Source organism: Rathayibacter sp. AY1D1 (assembly GCF_002932635.1).
Taxonomy (GTDB): Bacteria; Actinomycetota; Actinomycetes; order Actinomycetales; family Microbacteriaceae; genus Rathayibacter.
Map to the genome: position 1 here is coordinate 184,977 of NZ_PSVY01000004.1, position 20,237 is coordinate 205,213.

Consider the following 20,237-nt stretch of genomic DNA (forward strand, 5'->3'; position numbering starts at 1 on the left):
ATTAACACATAAGGAAAAGAAATGCCTACTGGCACCGTTAAGTGGTTCAACTCCGAAAAGGGCTTCGGCTTCATCGCTCCCGACGACGGAGGCGCCGACGTGTTCGCGCACTTCTCCGCCATCGCGAAGCAGGGCTACCGCGAGCTCGTCGAGAACCAGCACGTCGAGTACGACGTCGAGCAGGGCCGCAAGGGCCCGCAGGCCGCGAACATCCGCGGCGTCGGCGAGTAATCTCCGACTTCCGACGCCCCGTCGACCAGGATCCCCGGATCCGGTCGGCGGGGCGTCCGTCGTTGACGGGGTGATCCCGCCCTCGGCCGGCGGAGGCGAAAGCCGTGTCACCCCTCCGGGTCGCAGGATCGGTATCCTCTCCGTGGCGGCTCCCGAGCTCACGGAGCCCGCGACGCCGTCCGGGACTCCGGCGCGTCGGCACGACTTCACGGCGGAGACAATGGGACGACTGATCTACGGACCGCAATCACTCGAGATCGACTTCGAGGACCGGCTCCTCGCGCACCTCAAGGTCGCGATGTTCACCAAGATGCGGCGGAACGAATCGTTCAGCCTCTCCTGGAGCGAGCCGGAGTCGTCCGGCTACGGCCGCAGCTCCGTCTGGGTGCACCCGACGACTCCGCTGCACTTCCGGTTCCACGGCAGCAAGCGCCCGTCGCTGAACCGCCTGTGGATCGAGCAGTTCATCGCGAGCGCGAACAACACCGGCGAGATGACCGTGGTGCCGGAGCCCGCCGAGGGCTCCTGAGCCGCGACGCTCCTCAGACCACGAGCGGCCGGGCCGTGTGCACGAGCTCCTCGTGCGGCAGGGCCCGGAGGCGGTCGGCGATCTCGGCAAGGGCCCCCGCGTCGACCGAGGCCCGGGCGTGCTCCTGCGGCCGCAGCGGCGTGAGGGTGACCAGGTCGGCGTGACCGGTCGCCAGGTCGAGCCGCTCGGGCAGGCCGGGGCTGCGCAGGCCCAGGAGGACGCCGACGGTGCCCTGCTCATCGGTCCAGGCGGGCGGCGCCGCGACGTTCGCGAGCCGCGCCGTGTCGAGGGAGCTGCGGCAGCACACCCCCTGGAGGGCGGCCCGTCGGGCGGCCTCGTACAGCAGGCGGAAGTGCCAGTGGTTCCAGAGCTCGGCGGTGGGGACGCCGCGGACGGCGGACGTCTCGAGGCACAGCTCGAGGCCGAGACCTGTGCCGGGATGCGCGAGCCGGTCGAAGGGATCGCTCAGCCCGTCGGTAGCGAGCACCACGGAGGCGCCGCGGTCGACGCGCAGGAACGCACGGTGATCGGTGGGCCAGCGCGCGCCGCCGCGGACGCCGGGATCCTCGGTCGAGACGACGACGGTGCGATCGAGCGCACCCACTCCGCGCCAGGCGTCGGCCCGGTCCTCCGCCACCGCCTCGGCCAGCGCCCGCCTCTCGTCCTCGGTCCATCGGACCTCACGAGTGCGGTTCAGGAACAACGACATGGGACTCCCCGTCCGCGCGACCGGCGTGCCGCGCTCCCGGAACGCTACGGCGCCCACCCCTGCTCCTCCTCCGAGCAACCGGAACGCCAGCTGTGTTTGTTGCGCGGCGGTCCCCGCCCGCCGCGGCGCGGTCGGCTCCCAGGAGTGGCCGGGCAGGTGGAGCGGGTCGCGTCCGGCTACGCCGAAACGCGTTTCGACGGTTCGCCTCCGGCGGTGGTCGTTACCGCGGCGGTAGCCGGCCGCCGCGGAAGACGGCTCAACCCAGCGGGTTGATGCCGTTGGTGCGCCAGCGCTCGTCGGCGAGCTGGCCGGGGGTGCCGGCGCTCGCGTTCTCGCCCAGGGGCTCGCCGCCCTCGACGGCGTCGGCGCCGAGCGCGGTGCCGGCTCCCTCGGCGGTGCTGCCGGGGGGAAGCAGGCCCTCCTCGTCCTCGCGGGGGCCGACCTCGTCCTCGGGGGCGTTCTCGGAGCCGCTCTCGCTCATCGGGTCGTAGCCGTGGTCCGGGTCGCGGCTCTCGTCGGCCGTGGTGTTCTCCTCGACCTCGGCGTCGGCGGGACGGACGTCGTCGGCCTTCTCCGCATCGGTGGAGGGGGTGGCCTCGAAGCCTGCGAACTCGGGGCTGTCGTCTGCGCTCATGGCCGCCACGGTAGCACCGGGCCCGCGGGCACCGGAGGGGGTTCCGCCGGGCGCCCGCGACGCCTCCGCTCAGCGGCCACGCCCTAGGCTCGGGGGGCTGGCACGGACGACGGGAGCGACATGCGACGACTCGGGTACGACAGGTTCGGCGGGCCCGATCTGCTCTCGTGGCGGGAAGCGCCGGTGCCCATGCCGGGTCGCGGCGAGGTCCTGGTGCGCACGCGCGCGGCGAGCATCAACGCGACCGACGAGAAGATCCTGTCCGGCTCCGCGCGGATCATGGCCGTCGGCCGCTCCCGTCCCTACGGGTTCGGGCTCGACATCGCCGGCACCGTCGAGGCGCTCGGCCCGGGGTCGCACTCGGTCGCGATCGGCGACCGCGTGGTGGGGATGACCCGCGACGGCGACGCCTTCGCCGACGCGTCCATCGCGCGCAGTCGCTCGCTCGTCCCGATGCCCGACTCCCTCGGCTTCGTCGAGGCCGTCACGCTCGCGATGTCGGGCGGCACCGCGGTGGGCCTGGTGGACGCACTGCACGTGCGCGCCGGCGAGCGCGTCCTCGTCAGCGGCGGCTCGGGAGCCATCGGCGATCCGACGATCCAGCTGTTGGTGCGGGCGGGCTGCACGGTCGCGGCCACCGGCTCGGCCGCCTCCGCCGACCTGCTCCGCTCGCTCGGCGCCGAGCCGCACGACTACCGCGCGCTCGACCTCGGGGTGCTGGGCGGCCGCTTCGACGTGGTCGTCGACGTCTCCGGCCACCTGCCGGTCGACGACGCGGCGATCCTCCTGGCCGAGGGCGGGCGCATCGCGACGCTGGTGCCGAGCGGTCCGGCGCTGGTCTCGCAGGCGACGGGCCTCGTCCGCCGCGACCGCCCGCGGGTGCGCAACATGATCGTGGTGGCGACGGCGGAGCGGATCGGGCGCGCGGTCTCGCTCGCCGCCTCCGGCGAGCTGCGGCCCCGGCCGGGCGCCGTGCATCCGCTGGGCGACGTCGTCGACGTGCTGTCGCGCCGAGCGACCGGAGCCGACCGCACGATCGGCAAGATCGTCTTCACCGCCGACGACTCGGCTCCGCTGAGCTGACCTCCGGCTCCTCCTCCTCCTCGGCCGGTCGGCCGAGGGAGAGCGTGGCCAGGAAGCCGACGGCGAGGAACCCTGCGGCGGCGAAGGCGGCGTAGCGGGTGCCGTCCGAGAACGCCTCGCCCGCCGCCCGGGCCGCGTCGGCGGTGGCCGGTGAGGCGGCCAGCCCGGCGATCGCGGCGCCGGAGGAGTCGACCACCGCGTCGACGGTGGTCGCGACCTGCTCCGCGGGGAGGCCCTGCTGCTCGAGCGAGGTCGTGAGGACCCCCGCGGTCGAGGTGTAGAGGATCGTCCCGAGCACGGCGATGCCGAGGGCGGAGCCGATCTGCCGTGCGGTCGACTGCGTGCCCGAGCCCTGCCCGCTGAGCTCGACGGGCACGTCTCGGAGCACGACCCCGGTCAGCTGCGCCGTCGCGAGGCCGACGCCGAAGCCGTAGACGGCGAGGAACGGGACGAGGGCCCACCACGGGGTGGAGTCGGAGACGACCAGGCCGATGCCCGCGACTCCGACGATCTCGGCCGCGAGGCCCACCCGCACGATCAGCACCGGCGCGACCCTGTTGCCGAAGGCGCCGGCGAAGCCCGAGGCGACGAAGGAGCCGAGCGCGAGCGCGAGGAGCACCAGGCCGGTCTGCACGGCCGTGTAGCCGAGGACGCTCTGGAGCCAGATCGGCAGCGCCAGGATGATCCCGAACTCGCCGAGCGAGACGATCATCGCGGCGAGGTTGCCGTTGCGGAACGAGGCGAGGCGGAAGAGCCCGATCGCGAGCATCGCGGAGCGCCCGGCGCGCTCGCGGGCCCGCGCCCAGAGGACGAAGGCGACCCCGGCGAGCACCGCGACGGCGAACGCGATCGGGACCGGCGAGAGGCCGAGCGGCCAGCTCCATCCGCCGACGCTCAGGCGCTCGTCGACACCCCACCAGCCGAGGGTGCGCCCCTCGATCAGGGCGAACACCAGGGAGGCGGAGGCGATGATCGAGAGCGCGGCGCCGACGAGGTCGACCCGCCGCCCGTCGGGCTGCCGCGACTCGTCGACGAACAGCAGCGCTCCGACCACGATGATCACGCCGAGCGGGATGTTGATGCCGAACGCCCAGCGCCACGAGAAGTCGGTGGTGAGCCAGCCGCCGAGCAGCGGGCCGACCGCGGTCATGCCGCCGATGGTCGAGCCCCAGACGGCGAAGGCGATGGCGCGCTCGCGCCCACGGAAGGTGGCGTTGATCAGCGAGAGGGTCGTCGGCAGCACCATCGCTCCTCCGACGCCCTGCACGACCCTGGAGAGGATCAGCAGGTCGCCGGTCGGAGCGAGGGCCGCCGCGACGGAGGAGAGCGCGAAGAGCGAGACGCCGACGATCAGCATGCGGCGCCGGCCCCAGCGGTCGGCGAGGGTGCCGAAGACCAGCAGGAGCGCGGCGAACACGAGCGTGTACGACTCCTGCACCCACTGCACCTGGGTCGAGGTGATCCCGAGATCGGCGACGATCGACGGGATGGCGACGTTGACGATGGTCGAGTCGACGATGATCGTCGCCACTCCGAGGCTGATGACGACCAGCCCGATCCACTTGCGGTTGCGCACGACGCTCTCCTCCGACGATTTAGTAAGCCAGCTGACTATATGCCCGCGGAGGGCGCCGTGTCGAAGGGAGGGCCTGGAAGATTAGCGGGAGGCGGGCGCGGCGACAAGGGCGCGAAGCTCCCGGAGCCGCCCGGTCAGGATGGACGCATGCCCGCATCCCCCCGTTCCTTCCCGTATCCCCTCGGCGTCTCCCTCCGCGGCGACGCCGGCGCCGACGTCGCCGTCTACTCCGAGACCGCGGACAGCGTCGAGGTCTGCCTCTTCGACGAGTCCGGAGCAGAGACCCGCGTCGCCCTCACCGAGCGGACCGGCCACGTCTTCCACGGCCTCGTCCCCGAGATGGGCATCGGCACCCGCTACGGACTGCGCGTCGACGGCCCCTGGGACCCCGCCAACGGCCTCCGCCACAACGCCGCCAAGCTCCTCCTCGACCCGCACGCCACCGCGATCGAGGGCTCGTACACCTGGTCCGAGGACGTCTTCGGCCAGTTCTACGAGGACGCCGACACCCGCAACGACGCCGACTCCGCGCACGCGGTCCCCCGCTGCGTCGTCACCGATCCCGACTCCTTCGACTGGAGCGGCGACACCGCGCCGCGCATCCCGCTCGAGGAGACCGTCGTCTACGAGGTGCACGTGAAGGGCTTCACGAAGCTGCACCCCGACGTGCCCGAGGACATCCGCGGCACCTACCGCGGCCTCGCTCACCCCGCCGCGATCAAGCACTTCACCGACCTGGGCGTGACCTCGGTCGAGCTGCTCCCCGTGCACCAGTTCGTGCAGGACTCGCACCTCGAGGAGAAGGGCCTGCGCAACTACTGGGGCTACAACTCCCTCGGCTTCTTCGCGCCGCACAACGAGTACTCGCACGCCGGCGACGACGGCTCGCAGGTCGACGAGTTCAAGGCCATGGTCAAGGCGTTCCACGAGGCCGGCCTCGAGGTCATCCTCGACGTGGTCTACAACCACACCGCCGAGGGCAACGACAAGGGCCCCACCCTCTCGTTCAAGGGCATCGACAACGGCTCCTACTACCGACTGGTGGAGGAGGACCGCGCGAACTACTTCGACACCACCGGCACCGGCAACAGCCTCAACGTCGCGCACCCGGCCGCGCTCGGCCTGATCATGGACTCGCTGCGCTACTGGGTGACCGAGATGCACATCGACGGCTTCCGCTTCGACCTCGCCACCACCCTCACCCGCCAGACCGGTGAGGCCGAGGTGCACAGCGCCTTCCTCGACCTGATCGCGCAGGACCCGGTGCTCGCGCCCGTCAAGATGATCGCCGAGCCGTGGGACACCGCCGGCTACCAGGTCGGCGGCTTCCCCGCGGACTGGTCGGAGTGGAACGGGAAGTTCCGCGACGACGTGCGCGACTTCTGGAACGGCGCCGACTCGGTGCTCGGCACGACCGCGCAGCGCGTCCTCGGCTCCCCCGACGTGTACGAGGCCGACCGCCGCTCGCCGGTCTCCAGCATCAACTTCGTCACCGCGCACGACGGCTTCACCCTCGCCGACCTCACCGCCTACTCGCGCAAGCACAACGCAGCCAACGGCGAGGACAACAACGACGGCGAGAGCGACAACCGCTCCTCCAACAACGGCGCCGAGGGCCCGACCGAGAACGAGGCGGTCAACGAGCGCCGCGACCGCATGCGCCGCAACTTCCTCGCGACGCTGCTGCTCTCGGCCGGCGTGCCGATGATCCTGGGCGGCGACGAGATCGCCCGCACGCAGGGCGGCAACAACAACGCCTACTGCCAGGACGACGAGATCTCGTGGTTCGACTGGGAGAACGCGGACCGCGAGCTGCTCGCCTTCACCCGCGAGCTGATCGCCCTCCGCGCCGCGGAGCCGGCGCTGCGCCCGAAGTGGTTCCGCCGCGCCCCCGGCGACGGCGGCCCCGACACGGTCGACATCCTCCGCTCCGACGCGCAGGGCTTCGCCGACGAGGACTGGGACAACCCCGACGCCCGCTCGATCACCTTCGTGTTCGAGCACGAGGGCAGCGCGAGCTTCGCCCTGCTGCTGAACGCGGCGGAGAACGGCGTCGAGTTCACCGTTCCCGAGGCGCCCGGCGCCGAGTGGACGCTGGCCGCCTCCAGCGACCCGGAGCAGGTCGTCGAGGGCGAGGTCACCACGCTGATCGTCCGCGACGGCTCGTTCACGCTGCTGCGCTCGGCCTCCTGATGACCGGCCGGACCCCGCGGCTCCTCCGCTTCGGCGGGCGCATCGCGGGGTTCGGCACGTCCTCGGGCACGAGGATCGTGCTGGGCCTCTGGGAGGACACCCCCTTCGGCCCGTTCGCCGACGCGATGGTCGAGGACGGCGACGGCCACCGCCTCCTGATCGCACCGACCCGCGAGGTCGCGGACTTCATCGGGTCGACGTACTCGTTCGACGAGGTGCGGATCGCGCCGGTGTCGTGGCGGAGGATCGCGGGCGGCCTGTCCGTCTCGGCCGGACCGCTCGCGGTGCGCCTGGAGCTCGGCGGTCTCACTCCGCTCGGCCGGCTGCTGCGGATCGTTCCGCGGCCGCTCGCCGAGCACCCGGCATGGCTGACCGCGATCTCGCCGGTCGCCTCCCTGCTCGTCCGCGGGGTCAGCACGGCCGGGTCGGCCGGGCACGGACGCCGCGAGTACTACGGCGTGCGGGCGATCCGCCGCGTCGAGGGCGTCCACGCCGTGCTGGCGGAGGAGGACCTCGGCCCGCTGGGACCGCTGTCGCCGCCCGTGCGGTTCGGCTTCTCGTCGGCGCCCGCCGCTCCGGCGATCGTCGACGTCACCACCACCATCGCGCTTCCGCGCGAGGGGACCACCGCGCTCCGGCGCGACCGAGAGAGAGGAGCCGCCTCGTGAAGAAGGGCGACAAGATCAGCTGGAACACCTCGCAGGGCGAGACCCACGGCGAGCTGGTCGAGAAGAAGACGAAGGAGTTCCAGTTCGAGGGGCAGAAGTTCAACGCCTCGGACGACGAGCCCTACTGGATCGTGCAGAGCGACAAGACCGACGCGAAGGCCGCGCACAAGGAGTCGTCGCTGACGAAGAAGTGAGCGGGCGCAGGCCGAGCGGCTGCGGGCCGGGCTCCGGATCGACTCCGGGGCCCGGCCCGCGCCCGTCTCACGCGATGCGGATGAGCTTCTTGTTCACGAACTCCTCGAGGGCGGGGCGGCCCATCTCGCGGCCGGTGCCCGAGCGCTTCACGCCGCCGAAGGGCAGCTCGGCCGCGTCGCCGAGGACGAGGTTGATCCAGACCATGCCGGCGTCGATCCGGTCCGCCAGGCGCAGCGCCTGCTCCTGGTCGGTCGTGTAGAGGTAGGAGCCGAGGCCGTAGGGGGTGTCGTTCGCGAGGGCGATCGCCTCGTCCTCGTCGCGGACTCGGTAGAGCGCGGCGACGGGGCCGAAGAACTCCTCGCGGTAGGCGTCCATCTCGGGCGTGACGCCCTCGAGCACGGCGGGCGGGAAGAAGTTGCCGGTCACCTCGCCGCTGGCGCGGACGGTGGCCCCCTGCTCGCGCGCGGCCGCCAGCTGCGCCTCGAGGCGCTCCGTCGCGGCGGAGGAGGAGAGCGGGCCGAGGAGGGTGCCCTCCGCGAACGGATCGGCCGGCTTGGCACGGGTGAACGCCTCCGTGAACTTCTCGGCGAACGCGTCGTACAGCTCGTCGATCACGATGAAGCGCTTCGCGGCGTTGCAGGACTGGCCGTTGTTGTCCAGGCGCGCGGCGACCGCGTCCTCGACCGCCTTGTCGAGGTCGTCGGTCGACAGGAGCACGAACGGGTCGGAGCCGCCGAGCTCGAGCACGACCTTCTTCAGGTGTCGGCCCGCGAGCTCCGCGACGGCCGCGCCGGCCCGCTCGGAGCCGGTGACGGAGACGCCCTGGACCCGGGGGTCGGCGATGACGGTCGCGGCCTGCTCGTTCGTGGCGTAGAGGTTCACGTAGACGCCGGCGGGCGCGCCCAGCTCCTCGGCCGCGGTATGGAAGATGTCGGCGATGGCGGCGGCCGACTCCGGGCACTGCGGCGCGTGCTTGAGCAGGATCGTGTTGCCCGCGACCACGTTCGGGCCGGCGAAGCGGGCCACCTGGTAGTAGGGGAAGTTCCACGGCATGATGCCCAGCAGCACGCCCAGCCCGGCGCGGCGGATCAGCGCGGAGCCGGTGCCCTCGGCGAGCTCGATCGGCTCGTCGGCGAGGAAGGCCTCGCCGTTCTCGGCGTAGTAGCGGTAGATGTCGGCGGCGAAGCCGACCTCGCCCTGCGCCTGGTCGAGCGGCTTGCCCATCTCGCGGACGATGATCGCCGCGAGCTCGTCGGCGCGCTCGACGTGCAGCTCTGCCACGCGGGCGATCAGCGCCGCGCGGGTCGCGACGGGCACGGTCCGCGACCACGAGGAGGACGCGTCCTGCGCCGAGCCGATCGCCGCGGTCAGCTCGGCGTCACCGAGGGTCGGGTACTCGCGGAGGGTCTCCCCCGTGGCCGGGTCGATCACGGCGTAGTGGGTGCTCATGCGGGCTGTGCTCCTTCGCGCTGGGGGGCCGGTGCGGTCGCGCCGTCCTCGTCGATGATCTCCTGTGCCAGGCGCCTGCCGACGCGGATGGCGCCGTCGACGTGCTGGTAGCCCTCGGCGGCGAGGTCGCTCGTGCCGAAGCGGAGCGGACCCACCGGCTCCAGCTGCAGCGCGCCGTACCGGGTCAGCCCGCCCAGGTCGAAGCTCGCGGCGTACGCGCCCTGCGTCCACTCCTCGGACGCCCAGTCGCTCTCGTAGTAGACGACCGGATCGAGTGCGGCCGGGCCGAAGTAGGCGGCGAGCGAGTCGAGGATCGCGGCCTTCCGCACCGCCTCGTCGAGCGCGAGCACGCGGTCGGCCTTCTCGTCCGAGACGAAGCCGACCAGGGTGCCGCGCTCCTCCCCGTGGTTCGAGTTGTCGTAGGCCTCGTGCACGAGCGAGTGCGGGCTGAACGCGGTGCCGGAGAGGCCGTCGGCGCGCCAGAAGGGCGTGGCGTAGGTGGCGTGCACCTTGATCACGAGGCCGAGCGACTGGTGCTGCAGGGCCTGCTGCCGCAGGCGCGGGAGCGGCGGGTCGAACGAGATGCGGCCGACGAGGTTCGGCGGCACGGCGACGATCGCACGGCGAGCGCGGAGGACGACGCCGTCGGCGCGCACCTCGACCCCGTCGTCGCCGTAGCGGACGGAGCGGACCGGGTGCCCGAGCAGGACGCGCTCGGCGCCGAGGCGCTCGGCGAGCCGCTCCGGGACCTGCTGGAGGCCGCCGATCACGCGCTTGTCGAGGATGAAGTCGGCGTCGACCAGGTTGCTGAAGCTCCCCGCGCTCGCGGCCATGAGGAGCGCCTGGAGGAGGGAGAAGGCGTGCGCCGGCTTGGTGAGCATGGCGTCGGCGAGGAAGAGGGCGATGTTGGCCCGCGCCTCCTCGTCGTCGCTCTGCTGCTCCAGCCAGGCGGCGAAGGTGACGCGGTCGTAGTCGCGGGCGAGCGGGTGCGTCCACGGCGCCGCCGGGTCCGTCTCGGCGACGAGGCGGTCGAGCACCTCGATCAGGCGGGAGATCTCGGACTCGGTGCGCTCGCTCCCCGGGAAGATGTCGCCGGTGAAGCGGCGGGCGGAGCCGTCGGCGCCGATGTAGACGCTCTCGCCCTCGCGGTAGCGGGAGTAGGTGCCGAGGCCGAGCTCGTCGAGGGTCTCGAGGAGCGCCGTCTGGTCCGGCGAGACCCACTGGCCGCCGAGCTCGAGGAGCTGCCCGTCGACCACGCGGGTCTCGAGCCGCCCGCCCACGCGCTCGCGCGCCTCGACGACGACGACGTCGAGTCCGTGCTGCTGCAGCCGGAGCGCCGCGGTGAGTCCGGTGGCACCGGCTCCGATCACGACGACGTCGTGCTCGCTGGGGGACATGACTTCTCTTTCCGTCGGTGATCGCGGGAGTCGACGCGCGAATACGGACGATCCTGTCACAGAAGCGGAGGAGACCGTCAGTGAGTGCGCCCGATGGAGGGTGGACTCGAAGCGCCCTCCACCGAACTACATAGGCGTGCTATATTGTTTCTCGTGCCCGATCCCAGCGCCCCCGTGCGTCTCGCCTCCGCCGCCACCGCCCTCACGCGGTTCGCGGGGCGGGCGAGCGGCGCGACCGGGCTCGGCGCGCAGTCCGGAGCCGTCTGGTCGACGCTCGCCGAGCTGCGCACCGCCTCCCCCTCCCGCCTCGGCGAGCTCGCCGAGCGGGTCCGCGTCACCCAGCCGACGATGACCGGCATCATCGCCCGTCTCGACGAGGCCGGCTGGATCCGCCGCGTCCACGACGCCGGCGACGGCCGCGCCTGGCTGATCGAGGGCACTCCCGCCGGCTTCGACGCCCTCGCCGAGCACCGGCTCCGCCTCGAGGCCGCCCTGGCCCCGCTGTTCGAGGACCTCGACGAGGACGACCGCCTCGCCCTCGAGCGCGCCGCAACCCTCGTCGAGGCCCGCGTCGCCCGGATCGCCGGCACCCCCGTCCCCTCCTCCCCCGAGAAAGGCTCCACGCCGTGACCACCTCCCCCCACTCGCCCGCCCAGGGCTCGATCCTGAAGCAGCCGCTGGCCGTCTGGGCCGTCGCCTTCGCCGCGGTGATCGCCTTCATGGGGATCGGCCTGGTCGACCCGATCCTCCCGGCCATCGCCGAGAGCCTGCAGGCGACTCAGACCGAGACCTCGCTGCTCTTCACGAGCTACCTCGTCATCACCGGCGTCGTGATGTTCTTCACCAGCTGGCTCTCCAGCCGCATCGGCGCCAAGAAGACCCTCATGATCGGCCTGGTGCTGATCGTGGTGTTCGCCGCGCTCGCCGGCACGGCGGGCAGTGTCGAGGGCGTCATCGGCTTCCGCGCGGGCTGGGGCTTCGGCAACGCGCTGTTCATCTCGACCGCACTGTCGACCATCGTCGGCGCGGCGAGCGGAGGCTCCTCCGCGGCGATCGTGCTCTACGAGGCCGCTCTGGGCATCGGCATCGCCGTCGGCCCGCTGCTCGGCGGGCTTCTCGGCAGCGTCTCGTGGCGCGGTCCGTTCTTCGGGACCGCCGTGCTGATGGCCGTCGGCTTCATCGCCATCGCGACGCTCCTGCGCGAGGACGGCCCGAAGCCCGCTCCGACTCCGCTCTCGGCGCCCTTCGCGGCCCTCAAGGTCCCGGCCATCCGCACGCTGGCGGGCGCCGCCCTGTTCTACAACATCGGCTTCTTCGTGCTGCTCGCCTACACGCCCTACCCGCTCGGGCTGGACGAGATGGGCCTCGGCTTCACGTTCTTCGGCTGGGGCCTGGGAGTGGCGGTCACCTCCGTGTTCGTCGCTCCGCTGCTCACCCGGCGCCTCCCGCGCACCGTCGTGCTGCGCTCGGTGCTGCTGCTGCTCGCGCTGGACCTGATCGCCGGCGGCCTCGTGATCTCGTCCCGTGTCGGCCTGATCGTCTGCATCATCGTCGGCGGCCTGCTGCTCGGAGTCGTCAACACGGTGCTCACCGAGTGCGTGATGGAGGCGACCGACCTGCCCCGCTCCGTCGCCTCGTCCGCCTACTCCGGCGTCCGCTTCCTCGGCGGCGCGATCGCCCCGCCCGCCGCCTCCGCCCTGGCCGCGGCGATCTCGCCGGCCTTCCCGATGTACGCCGCGGCCGGAGCCGTCGCCGTCGCCGCGCTGATCGTGCTGCTCGGACGCCGCACCCTGGCCCGCGCCGACGCCCACGAGCCCGAGCCCGAGCTCGTCGAGGCGCAGGCGATCACGCTCGGCGAGTGACGCGCCCGGCGGGCTTCAGGGGCCCGCCGAGGCGTCACGAACGGTCGTCATCCGGGCAGGGTGACGGCCGTTCGTGACGCCTGGACGCGGTCGAGCGGGAAGGGCGCAGGATCCGACCTGTGGAGAACCGGTTCACAAGATCGGGAGGCGGGACAGTGGCCGGATGCACGATCCCTCGCCGCTTCCGGTCGGACTCCGCGGCCGCGCCTTCACCGTCGCTGACGCTCGCGCGAGCGGACTGAGCCGCGGGCGGCTCCGCAGCTCCGACCTCCACCGGCCCTTCCACGGGGTCCGCACCGCCGACCCCGACCCCGACCTGCGCCTGCGCGCGCAGGCGCTCCTCGCGCTGGTCGGTCCGGAGGCGCTCCTGAGCCACGTGACGGCGGCGCGGCTCTGGCCGCTCGACCTCCCGCCCGCCGCTGCGGACGAGCCGGTGCACGTCAGCGTCCGCCGGCCGGGACGCGCTCCCCGGCACCGGAACGTCGTCGGCCACGCCCTCGCCGATCCCAACGTCCGCCGCGTCCTGCGCCGCGGACTGCCCCTCACCGATCCGGCCTCGCTCTTCTGCCATCTCTCCGCGCTCCTCGAGCCGGACGACCTCGTCGCGGTGGGCGACGCGCTGGTGCGCACGCCGGTCGTCGGCGATCCGGCGGATCGACGGCCCTGGGTGCCGCTGCCCGACCTGCGGGAGCGCGTGTCGGCCTTCCGAGGGCGGGGCTCGGTGCGACTCCGCGCCGCACTCGCTCTGGTGCGCGACGGGGCGGAGTCGCGGCAGGAATCGCGGTTCCGGCTCGCCTCGGTGCGGGCGGGCCTTCCGGAGTCGGTGCTGCAGGAGCCGCTGTTCGACTCCGACGGGGTCTTCGTCGGGCGGCCGGACGGCTGGCACCCCGCGGATCGGGTCGCGTGGGAGTACGAGGGCGACGATCACCGCACCAGCAACCGGCGCTTCGCGCGCGACCTCGGCCGCTACGACGACCTCGCCTCGATCGGCGTCCGCGTCGTCCGCATCGTCGGCGCCGAGTTCGTCCCGCACCCCGAGCGCTCCGTCGAGCGCCTGCGACGAGCACTCGCCGAACGGTCCCCGCATCGACGACCGCCGAGGGGTCGCGAACGGTCGTCATCCCGCTCGGATGACGACCGTTCGTGACCCCTCACGGGAGGGCGCGCGCTCAGGAATCAGGGCGCGACCTCGAAGAGGCGCGGGCGCAGCGCGGACGTGCGCGGGTCGGCGGCGCAGGCGGCGAGCGCCGCCGCGAGGACGCCGCGGGCCGGGTGCGGCTCGCGGACGTACACGTCGACGCCGGCGGGCGTGAACGGCGTCCGGGCGAAACGGGTGAGGGCCCAGCCAGCCTCCTCGTCGGCGGCCACGAACGACCAGCGGCTGCGGGCGAGGACGGTCAGCGGCTCGACGCCGCGCCAGCGGAAGCCGGACGGATCGTGCGGGTCGGGGGTGTCGATCCCGACCACGTAGTGCGAGCGCGTGCGGCCGCGCCAGCTGACGACGTCGCCGATCCCGCCGGTCGGGAGCGGCGCGTACGTGATCGCCACCCCCGACCGCGAGCGCCAGAGCGGCAGCGAGGAGCCCCGGACGAACCAGGTGCCGCTCGCGAGCGCCCGGGCGTCGGTCATCGGAGAGCGTGCTTGATGTTGGTGCGGGCCAGCGCGACGGCCTCGCCCGCTCCTCCGTTCATCACGATCTTCGAGACCGCCAGCGCGAAGCCCTTCACCTGCGCGCCCGTGATCGTGGGTGGGAGCGAGAGGGCGAGCGGATCCGTCACCACGTCGACGAGGACCGGGCCGCTGTCGGCGAGCGCCGAGCGGAGGGCCTCCTCCACGTCGCGCGGGTCCTCGACGCGGATGCCGCGGATGCCGATCGCCTCCGCCACCTTCGCGTAGTCGACCATCGGCACGTCGACGGCGAAGTCCGGGAAGCCGTCGACCAGCATCTCGACCTTCACCAGCCCGAGCGTGGAGTTGTTGAACACGACGATCGTCACGGGCAGCCGGTAGGCGGCGACCGTTACCAGCTCGCCCATCAGCATGGAGAGCCCGCCGTCGCCGCTCAGCGAGACGACCTGGCGACCGGGGTGCGAGAGCTGCGCGCCGACCGCCTGCGGCAGCGCGTTCGCCATCGAGCCGTGCATGTACGAGCCGAGCAGGCGCCGCTTCCCGTTGGGGGTGATGTAGCGGGCCTGCCAGACGTTGCCCATGCCGGTGTCGGCGGTGACGATCGCGTCCTCGGAGAGCAGGCCGTCGAGCGTGGACGCGACGAGCTCGGGGTGGATCGGGCTGCGCGTGCCGACCTCGGTGTACTTCCCGACGACTCCGGTGACCAGCTTCTCGTGCTTCTTCAGCGTCTTGTCGAGGAAGCGGTGGTCCTTCCGCTGCACGAGCGGGGTCAGCGCGGTGAGGGTCGCCGCCACGTCGCCGTGGACGGGGTGCGCGACGCTGACGCGGCGTCCGAGCTTCGAGGCGTCGCTGTCGACCTGCGCGATCACCACCTTCGAGGCGTCGGGGAGGAACTGCTCGTAGGGGAAGTCGGTGCCGAGGAGGAGGAGCAGGTCGGCGTCGTGCATGCCGGCGTGCGCCGCTCCGTAGCCGAGGAGGCCCGTCATGCCGACGTCGTAGGGGTTGTCGTACTGGATCCACTCCTTGCCGCGCAGGCTGTGCCCGACGGGCGCGCCCACCAGCTCGGCGAAGGCGACGACCTCGTCGTGCGCGTTCTGCACTCCGGCGCCCGCGAAGATCGCGACGGTCCGCGCCTGGTCGATCGCGGCCGCGAGGGCGCGGACGTCGGCGTCGGCGGGGACCAGGACGGGTGTCGACGGCAGCACGAACGCGGGGAAGCCGTCGACCGCCTCCAGCTCGGCGATGTCGCCGGGGAGGGTGACCACGGCGACTCCGCGGAGCGCCACCGCGCTGCGCATCGCGGCGTTCACGACCCGCGGAGCCTGGGCGGCGGTCGAGATCAGCTCGCGGTAGTTCGAGCACTCGACGAAGAGCCTGTCCGGGTGCGTCTCCTGGAAGTAGGACGAGCCGATCTCGTTGCTGGGGATGTGGCTCGCGATGGCGAGCACCGGGGCGGAGGAGCGGTGCGCGTCGTAGAGGCCGTTGATGAGGTGCAGGTTGCCGGGGCCGCAGCTGCCGGCGCAGACGGCGAGGCGCCCGGTGAGCTGCGCCTCCGCGCCGGCGGCGAAGGCGGCCGCCTCCTCGTTGCGCACGTGGATCCAGTCGATGCCTCCCTTCTCGGATCCGCCGCTGCGGCGCACCGCGTCGACGATCGGATTCAGCGAGTCGCCGACGATCCCGTAGATGCGGGAGACGCCGGCGTCGATGAGCTGAGCGATGAGCTGGTCTGCGACCGTCTTCTGAGCCATGACCCCATTCGACCGGACCGGGCTGAGCGTCCGCTACTCCGGAAAGTGGAGATCCGGATCGGGTGCATCCCCCTCGGGACGGATGCCCTGCACCTCTAGCCTGGGAGTCGTCACAGGAACACCTCCGTACCGCTGATCCCGGGAGTCGCCATGAACCGCCGCAGAACCGCCCTCGTCCTGGCCGCCGGCGCGGCCCTCGCCCTCGGCCTGACCGGCTGCTCGGGCCTGAACGGCCTGATGGGAGGCGAGACCCGCGACGACGAGACCGGGGAGATCACCGAGGGCGGGACGACCGACGTCTTCCAGCTGCGCGTGGGCGACTGCCTGAACGGCGAGCTCAGCGAGGAGGCGACCGAGGTCACCGACGTGCCGACCGTGCCCTGCACCGACCCGCACGTCTACGAGGTGTTCCAGAACCTGACGATGGCCGACGCCGACGAGTACCCGGGCGAGTCCGTCGCGACGGAGCAGGCCGAGACCGACTGCGTCACGGCGTTCGAGTCGTTCACCGGGATCGGCTACCAGGACTCGGCGTACGACTTCAGCTACTACTACCCGACTGCCGAGAGCTGGGGCACGGGCGACCGCACGATCAACTGCATGATCACCGACCCGAACGGGCCGAGCACGGGCACGCTGGCGGGCGTCGCGGCCTGATCGCGATCCCCGCGCGCGGCGGTGCCGGTCCCGCCGAGCGCTCCGCGCGCGGCCGGGGTCAGTCGCGGTCGCGCGCGGGGAACAGGCGCAGCAGCAGGCCGGAGCCGATCCAGACCACGGCGATCCCCGCGACGAGCCAGGAGGCTCCGAGGCCGGACGCCGCTCCCGCCAGCACGGCGCCGACGGCCGCGGCGGCGGAGCGCAGCCCCGCGCCGATCGTGAACACCTGCGAGCGGACGGCGGCAGGGCTCTCCTGGTCGCGCAGCAGCAGCATCGCCGCGTTCGAGGGTGCCGTGAAGACGCCCGCGACCGCGAAGGCGGCGATCGCCACGACGACGCCCAGGTCGGGGACGGCGACCAGGAGGACGGCGCCCGTCGCGATGTAGGCGGCGCCCATGGTCCACGCCGGCGGACGGCGGGTCCAGCGGCGGGCCGCCACGGCGAGGGCGCCGAGCAGGCCGCCCACGGCGAAGGCGGTCAGGATCCACGCGGCGGCGTCGGTGCTGCCCAGCCGCTCCACCGAGAGGCTGATCGCCGCGACTCCCGCCGCTCCGCCCGCGACCTGGCTGAGCGTGCCCGCCGAGGTGACCACCGCGATCGGACGGTGCCGCACGAGGTGGGTGACGCCCGCGACGATCGTCCGCAGCACGCCGACCGTCGGCGCCGGACGGGCCTCCATCGCCAGGCCGAGCGATCCGACGACGCCGATGAGGGCGAGGACCGCCATGGCGAGCATCGCGGTCCGCGCTCCCCCGACTCCGACCGCGAGGCCCACGATCGCCGGCCCGCTGATCGAGGCGACCGTGTACGAGAGCGAGTCCTGCGCGTAGGCGCGGCGCGGCTCCGGGATGGCGCTCGTGACGAAGCTCGACATGCCGCCCATGTAGACGGGCGTCGCGAGCCCCGCGAGGAGCAGCAGCACCACGATGAGCGGCGTCGGCACCTCGCCGAGGAAGGCGGCGACCGCGAAGGCGACGGCGGTCGTGAGCGCGGCGCCGACCAGGAGCCGGCGGGGGCGGCGGACCCGGTCGAGCACCGTGCCGACGAGCGGCGCGGCGATCACGGCGGGGAAGAGCGCCGCTCCGGTCAGGGCGCCGCCGAGCGCGACGTCGCCGAGACGCTCGACGGCGAGGACGGGGAGGGCGACGACCATGCCGGCGCTGGCCAGGCGGAGGGGGATCGACGCGGCCTGGTAGCTGACCGCGCTCATGCGGGACCGGGGGTCGACATCACCTCCGATGGTGCCACGGCTGCGGGGCCGGGTCGGCCGGGGAGGCAGGCCACCGGCGTCCGAGCGGCCTGCGGAGCCTGCCCTAGGCGATCGGCGTCCGCGCCGCGAGCTCGGCCGCCGCCGCGACGCCCAGGCGCCAGGGCGCGCCGTGGCCGGGCAGGAGTGTCCGCGCCCCGGTCCCGGCGAGGACCCGCAGCGAGTCGAGGGACTGCGCCGTGTCGGCGGTGGCGGCGCGCGCGACCAGGTGCGGGCCGGTGCGCGCGGAGTAGGGGTCGAGCGTGACCAGTGCGTCTCCGCCGATCACCGCGTCGCGCTCGGGCAGGTGCAGCGAGACGTGCCCGTCGGTGTGCCCCGGAGTCGCGAGCACGCGGGGCGATCCGGGCACGTCGAGCACCGCTCCGGCGGTCAGCGGCAGGGTCCCGTGCACGGGCGGCACCGCGAGCGCGCCCGCACGGGCCATCGCTCCGAGCACCGGGATCGCGGAGGGGTGCAGCAGCGGGTACACGAACGGCGTGCGCTGGCGGCGGTAGGAGTAGGGCTGCGCGGCGAGCGGCTGGTCGGCCGCGTGCAGGTGCACGGGGACGCCCCGCCGGACGAGGCTGCGGGCGACGCCGAGGTGGTCGAAGTGCGCGTGGGTCAGCACGAGGGCGTCGATGTCGCCGAGCGAGCGGCCGAGCACCTCCAGCGCGCGGACCAGGTGCGGCCACGTCCTCGGGAGTCCGGCGTCGACGACGGTCAGCCGACCGGCCTCCTCGATCAGGTAGAGGTTCGTCCAGGCGTGCTCGAGCCGGTGCACCCCGGGTGCGACGTCCCGGTGCAGGCTCGCGCCGCCCCCTCGCCGCTGCTGCCGGTGCTGCTGCTCGCGCTGCTGCTGCTCCATCGTGCTCCCGCCCCTCCGGGCCCGCGCCCGATCGCGACGACGCTACGAGCGTCTGCGACGGATCGGACAGGGCGTTGACGGCGGGGGTCCGCGTCGTGCAGGGCTCAGCGGCGCCGCCCGCGGAGGGCGAGCTGCACCGCGGCGAGCAGGAGGAGGACCGCGAAGAGGATCCCGGACACGCGCGCCGGCAGGAGGAAGGAGAGCGCGACTCCGGCGAAGGAGAACGCCGTGGCGGTGAGTCCGACCACGAGGCCCGCGCGCACGTCGAGCAGGCCGCGCCGGGCGTTCGCGATCGAGCCGGTGACCGCCGTGGGGATCATCGCGGCGAGCGAGGTGCCCTTGGCCAGGAGGTCCGCGAGCCCGAAGGCGCCGACCAGGACCGGCACGGCGATCGCTCCGCCGCCGATGCCGAAGAGGCCGGCGGCGACGCCCATCCCGATGCCGAGCCCCGCGAATCCGGGCCACACGCCCCAGCCCTCGGCGACGTCGCCGGTGTCGTTCGAGCCGAACACGGCCATCCGCACCGCCGCGGCCACGAGCAGCGCCACGAACATCCAGCGCAGCACCCCCAGAGGCAGCCGCGCGAGCAGCCAGGATCCGGCCACCGCCCCGAGCATCGCCGCAGCCGCGATCACCGCCGCCGGGACCCAGGCGACCTGGCCGGCGAGGGCGTAGCCGAACGCTCCGGCGACCGAGGCCGGAGCGATCGCGAGCAGCGAGGTGGCGGAGGCGCGGCGCTGGTCCATCCCGGCCCAGGCGATCAGCATCGGCACCATCACGATCCCGCCGCCGACGCCGAACGCGCCCGACAGGGTCCCGCCGACCGCGCCGATCAGGGCCAGGACGAGCAGGGCGCGCGGGCGCATGCGCGCGGCCGTCCGATCGGGGAGGGGCGCCTGCGGGGCGGTCGCGTCGGTCACGGCTCCATGCCACCACAGCACCGGGCCGAGGGCGAATCGACGGGCGTCGACCGCGTTCCTGAGAGGACCGGCCCGGCCCGGCCCTCCTCTCTGGCAGTTGCCTGGGCGGGCCGGATCCGACCGTGACGTTCGGCGTCGACGGAGCGTCCTACCTGCATACCCCGCCTGATCGAGCGATCGGGCCCCGAGCGAAAGAGGAGACCATGGCCGAGACCACCGCGACCACCACCCGTCAGACCAGCACCGGATCCGGACGCACCGTGATCGAGGACGGCGTCATCGCCAAGGTCGCCGGCATCGCCGCGCGCGAGGTCCCGGGCGTCCACGCCCTCGGCGGAGGAGCGGCCCGAGCGATCGGCGCCATCCGCAGTGCGATCGGCAACGACGACCGCGGCCAGGGCGTCAAGGTCGAGGTCGGCGAGCGCCAGGTCGCCGCCGACATCACCATCGTCGCCGAGTACCCCGCGCCGCTGCAGAAGGTCGCCGAGGACGTGCGCTCCGCCGTCGCCGACGCCATCCAGCACATCGCCGGCATGGAGGTCGCCGAGATCAACGTGACCGTCCAGGACGTCCACATCCCCGAGGACGACACCCAGGAGTCCGACCCGCGCGTCGTCTGACCCGTTCCCCCGCACCGACGCCCCGG

Annotated in this window: 21 protein-coding genes; 11 read left to right on the forward strand and 10 right to left on the reverse strand. The window is 73.2% G+C overall.

The genetic code is table 11. From position 1 onward, the window contains the following. Nucleotides 1–21 precede the first annotated feature (21 nt). Both C5C56_RS04905 and C5C56_RS04910 read left to right on the forward strand, forming a co-directional pair. Nucleotides 22–231, forward strand: coding sequence for a cold-shock protein (locus C5C56_RS04905; RefSeq protein ID WP_055786246.1), 210 nt, complete (start codon nucleotides 22–24; stop codon nucleotides 229–231). A gap of 220 nt (nucleotides 232–451) precedes the next feature. After that, a complete protein-coding gene (locus C5C56_RS04910) occupies nucleotides 452–760 on the forward strand; it encodes a hypothetical protein (protein WP_104226101.1) in 309 nt (102 codons plus the stop codon). Between the two features lie 13 nt (nucleotides 761–773). Here the strand turns inward: C5C56_RS04910 and C5C56_RS04915 are convergent, their stop codons facing one another. Then, nucleotides 774–1,469 carry a hypothetical protein gene (locus tag C5C56_RS04915; protein WP_104269726.1) on the reverse strand — a complete coding sequence of 232 codons (696 nt, stop codon included), beginning with the start codon at nucleotides 1,467–1,469 and terminating at the stop codon, nucleotides 774–776. A 256-nt stretch (nucleotides 1,470–1,725) separates the two neighbouring features. Continuing rightward, a complete protein-coding gene (locus C5C56_RS04920) occupies nucleotides 1,726–2,103 on the reverse strand; it encodes a hypothetical protein (protein WP_104314845.1) in 378 nt (125 codons plus the stop codon). 120 nt (nucleotides 2,104–2,223) lie between these two features. Between C5C56_RS04920 and C5C56_RS04925 the strand changes: the two genes are divergently transcribed. Continuing rightward, nucleotides 2,224–3,186: an NADP-dependent oxidoreductase gene (locus C5C56_RS04925; protein WP_104226099.1), complete on the forward strand. Its 963-nt coding sequence runs from the start codon at nucleotides 2,224–2,226 to the stop codon at nucleotides 3,184–3,186. On the opposite strand, the gene C5C56_RS04930 is transcribed toward C5C56_RS04925, so the two are convergent. After that, the gene (locus C5C56_RS04930; RefSeq protein WP_104315073.1) at nucleotides 3,155–4,762 is read right to left on the reverse strand and encodes a DHA2 family efflux MFS transporter permease subunit; all 1,608 of its coding nucleotides are present in this window, start codon (nucleotides 4,760–4,762) and stop codon (nucleotides 3,155–3,157) included. The genes C5C56_RS04925 and C5C56_RS04930 overlap by 32 nt on opposite strands. 147 nt (nucleotides 4,763–4,909) lie before the next feature. On the opposite strand from C5C56_RS04930, the gene glgX reads away from it, so the two are divergent. From glgX to C5C56_RS04945, 3 genes are read left to right on the forward strand one after another with little or no spacing between them, the layout of a single operon-like run. Then, complete coding sequence (gene glgX, locus C5C56_RS04935; protein ID WP_104246955.1) at nucleotides 4,910–6,955, forward strand: glycogen debranching protein GlgX; 2,046 nt, start codon at nucleotides 4,910–4,912, stop codon at nucleotides 6,953–6,955. Next, the gene (locus C5C56_RS04940) at nucleotides 6,955–7,623 is read left to right on the forward strand and encodes a hypothetical protein (protein WP_104319181.1); all 669 of its coding nucleotides are present in this window, start codon (nucleotides 6,955–6,957) and stop codon (nucleotides 7,621–7,623) included. Before glgX ends, C5C56_RS04940 begins: the two co-directional genes overlap by 1 nt. After that, nucleotides 7,620–7,817 carry a DUF2945 domain-containing protein gene (locus C5C56_RS04945; RefSeq protein WP_056866275.1) on the forward strand — a complete coding sequence of 66 codons (198 nt, stop codon included), beginning with the start codon at nucleotides 7,620–7,622 and terminating at the stop codon, nucleotides 7,815–7,817. The genes C5C56_RS04940 and C5C56_RS04945 overlap by 4 nt, the downstream gene beginning before the upstream one ends. A 67-nt stretch (nucleotides 7,818–7,884) precedes the next feature. Here the strand turns inward: C5C56_RS04945 and C5C56_RS04950 are convergent, their stop codons facing one another. Both C5C56_RS04950 and C5C56_RS04955 read right to left on the reverse strand, forming a co-directional pair. Further along, nucleotides 7,885–9,267: an NAD-dependent succinate-semialdehyde dehydrogenase gene (locus C5C56_RS04950; RefSeq protein ID WP_104319182.1), complete on the reverse strand. Its 1,383-nt coding sequence runs from the start codon at nucleotides 9,265–9,267 to the stop codon at nucleotides 7,885–7,887. Then, the gene (locus C5C56_RS04955; protein ID WP_104309338.1) at nucleotides 9,264–10,664 is read right to left on the reverse strand and encodes an NAD(P)/FAD-dependent oxidoreductase; all 1,401 of its coding nucleotides are present in this window, start codon (nucleotides 10,662–10,664) and stop codon (nucleotides 9,264–9,266) included. The genes C5C56_RS04950 and C5C56_RS04955 overlap by 4 nt, the downstream gene beginning before the upstream one ends. A 153-nt stretch (nucleotides 10,665–10,817) precedes the next feature. Between C5C56_RS04955 and C5C56_RS04960 the strand changes: the two genes are divergently transcribed. From C5C56_RS04960 to C5C56_RS04970, 3 genes are all read left to right on the forward strand, one after another. Continuing rightward, nucleotides 10,818–11,294, forward strand: coding sequence for a MarR family winged helix-turn-helix transcriptional regulator (locus tag C5C56_RS04960; RefSeq protein WP_146084654.1), 477 nt, complete (start codon nucleotides 10,818–10,820; stop codon nucleotides 11,292–11,294). After that, the gene (locus tag C5C56_RS04965; RefSeq protein ID WP_104319184.1) at nucleotides 11,291–12,526 is read left to right on the forward strand and encodes an MFS transporter; all 1,236 of its coding nucleotides are present in this window, start codon (nucleotides 11,291–11,293) and stop codon (nucleotides 12,524–12,526) included. The genes C5C56_RS04960 and C5C56_RS04965 overlap by 4 nt, the downstream gene beginning before the upstream one ends. A gap of 163 nt (nucleotides 12,527–12,689) precedes the next feature. Continuing rightward, nucleotides 12,690–13,673, forward strand: coding sequence for a hypothetical protein (locus tag C5C56_RS04970; protein ID WP_104319185.1), 984 nt, complete (start codon nucleotides 12,690–12,692; stop codon nucleotides 13,671–13,673). A 29-nt stretch (nucleotides 13,674–13,702) separates the two neighbouring features. Here the strand turns inward: C5C56_RS04970 and C5C56_RS04975 are convergent, their stop codons facing one another. Both C5C56_RS04975 and C5C56_RS04980 read right to left on the reverse strand, forming a co-directional pair. Next, complete coding sequence (locus C5C56_RS04975) at nucleotides 13,703–14,155, reverse strand: hypothetical protein (protein ID WP_104319186.1); 453 nt, start codon at nucleotides 14,153–14,155, stop codon at nucleotides 13,703–13,705. After that, entirely contained in the window at nucleotides 14,152–15,903 is a 1,752-nt protein-coding gene (locus C5C56_RS04980) for a pyruvate dehydrogenase (RefSeq protein ID WP_104261347.1), read from the reverse strand. The genes C5C56_RS04975 and C5C56_RS04980 overlap by 4 nt, the downstream gene beginning before the upstream one ends. 150 nt (nucleotides 15,904–16,053) lie before the next feature. Here C5C56_RS04980 and C5C56_RS04985 point away from each other — a divergent pair, with 150 nt between their 5' ends. Continuing rightward, the gene (locus tag C5C56_RS04985; protein WP_104226088.1) at nucleotides 16,054–16,560 is read left to right on the forward strand and encodes a septum formation family protein; all 507 of its coding nucleotides are present in this window, start codon (nucleotides 16,054–16,056) and stop codon (nucleotides 16,558–16,560) included. 58 nt (nucleotides 16,561–16,618) lie between these two features. Here C5C56_RS04985 and C5C56_RS04990 read toward each other — a convergent pair whose 3' ends face one another. The 3 genes from C5C56_RS04990 to C5C56_RS05000 form a co-directional block, all read right to left on the reverse strand. Beyond that, a complete protein-coding gene (locus tag C5C56_RS04990) occupies nucleotides 16,619–17,770 on the reverse strand; it encodes an MFS transporter (RefSeq protein ID WP_104226087.1) in 1,152 nt (383 codons plus the stop codon). Nucleotides 17,771–17,873: 103 nt separating this feature from the next. Continuing rightward, nucleotides 17,874–18,671 carry an MBL fold metallo-hydrolase gene (locus C5C56_RS04995; RefSeq protein WP_104319187.1) on the reverse strand — a complete coding sequence of 266 codons (798 nt, stop codon included), beginning with the start codon at nucleotides 18,669–18,671 and terminating at the stop codon, nucleotides 17,874–17,876. Nucleotides 18,672–18,775: 104 nt separating this feature from the next. Beyond that, on the reverse strand, nucleotides 18,776–19,591 hold the full coding sequence (locus C5C56_RS05000; RefSeq protein ID WP_104319188.1) for a sulfite exporter TauE/SafE family protein: 816 nt from the start codon (nucleotides 19,589–19,591) through the stop codon (nucleotides 18,776–18,778). Nucleotides 19,592–19,794: 203 nt separating this feature from the next. Here C5C56_RS05000 and C5C56_RS05005 point away from each other — a divergent pair, with 203 nt between their 5' ends. Beyond that, nucleotides 19,795–20,211, forward strand: a complete 417-nt coding sequence (locus tag C5C56_RS05005) for an Asp23/Gls24 family envelope stress response protein (protein WP_104225148.1) — start codon at nucleotides 19,795–19,797, stop codon at nucleotides 20,209–20,211. Nucleotides 20,212–20,237: the final 26 nt, after the last annotated feature.

Bases quoted from the DNA above. Each gene is read 5' to 3' on its own strand.
- C5C56_RS04955 (WP_104309338.1), bottom strand. From the start codon at position 10,664: ATGTCCCCCAGCGAGCACGACGTCGTCGTGATCGGAGCCGGTGCCACC.
- C5C56_RS04905 (WP_055786246.1), top strand. From the start codon at position 22: ATGCCTACTGGCACCGTTAAGTGGTTCAACTCCGAAAAGGGCTTCGGC.
- C5C56_RS04910 (WP_104226101.1), top strand. From the start codon at position 452: ATGGGACGACTGATCTACGGACCGCAATCACTCGAGATCGACTTCGAG.
- C5C56_RS04915 (WP_104269726.1), bottom strand. From the start codon at position 1,469: ATGTCGTTGTTCCTGAACCGCACTCGTGAGGTCCGATGGACCGAGGAC.
- C5C56_RS04920 (WP_104314845.1), bottom strand. From the start codon at position 2,103: ATGAGCGCAGACGACAGCCCCGAGTTCGCAGGCTTCGAGGCCACCCCC.
- C5C56_RS04950 (WP_104319182.1), bottom strand. From the start codon at position 9,267: ATGAGCACCCACTACGCCGTGATCGACCCGGCCACGGGGGAGACCCTC.
- C5C56_RS04980 (WP_104261347.1), bottom strand. From the start codon at position 15,903: ATGGCTCAGAAGACGGTCGCAGACCAGCTCATCGCTCAGCTCATCGAC.
- C5C56_RS04970 (WP_104319185.1), top strand. From the start codon at position 12,690: ATGCACGATCCCTCGCCGCTTCCGGTCGGACTCCGCGGCCGCGCCTTC.
- C5C56_RS04985 (WP_104226088.1), top strand. From the start codon at position 16,054: ATGAACCGCCGCAGAACCGCCCTCGTCCTGGCCGCCGGCGCGGCCCTC.
- C5C56_RS04940 (WP_104319181.1), top strand. From the start codon at position 6,955: ATGACCGGCCGGACCCCGCGGCTCCTCCGCTTCGGCGGGCGCATCGCG.
- glgX (WP_104246955.1), top strand. From the start codon at position 4,910: ATGCCCGCATCCCCCCGTTCCTTCCCGTATCCCCTCGGCGTCTCCCTC.
- C5C56_RS04990 (WP_104226087.1), bottom strand. From the start codon at position 17,770: ATGAGCGCGGTCAGCTACCAGGCCGCGTCGATCCCCCTCCGCCTGGCC.
- C5C56_RS05005 (WP_104225148.1), top strand. From the start codon at position 19,795: ATGGCCGAGACCACCGCGACCACCACCCGTCAGACCAGCACCGGATCC.
- C5C56_RS04995 (WP_104319187.1), bottom strand. From the start codon at position 18,671: ATGGAGCAGCAGCAGCGCGAGCAGCAGCACCGGCAGCAGCGGCGAGGG.
- C5C56_RS04925 (WP_104226099.1), top strand. From the start codon at position 2,224: ATGCGACGACTCGGGTACGACAGGTTCGGCGGGCCCGATCTGCTCTCG.
- C5C56_RS04975 (WP_104319186.1), bottom strand. From the start codon at position 14,155: ATGACCGACGCCCGGGCGCTCGCGAGCGGCACCTGGTTCGTCCGGGGC.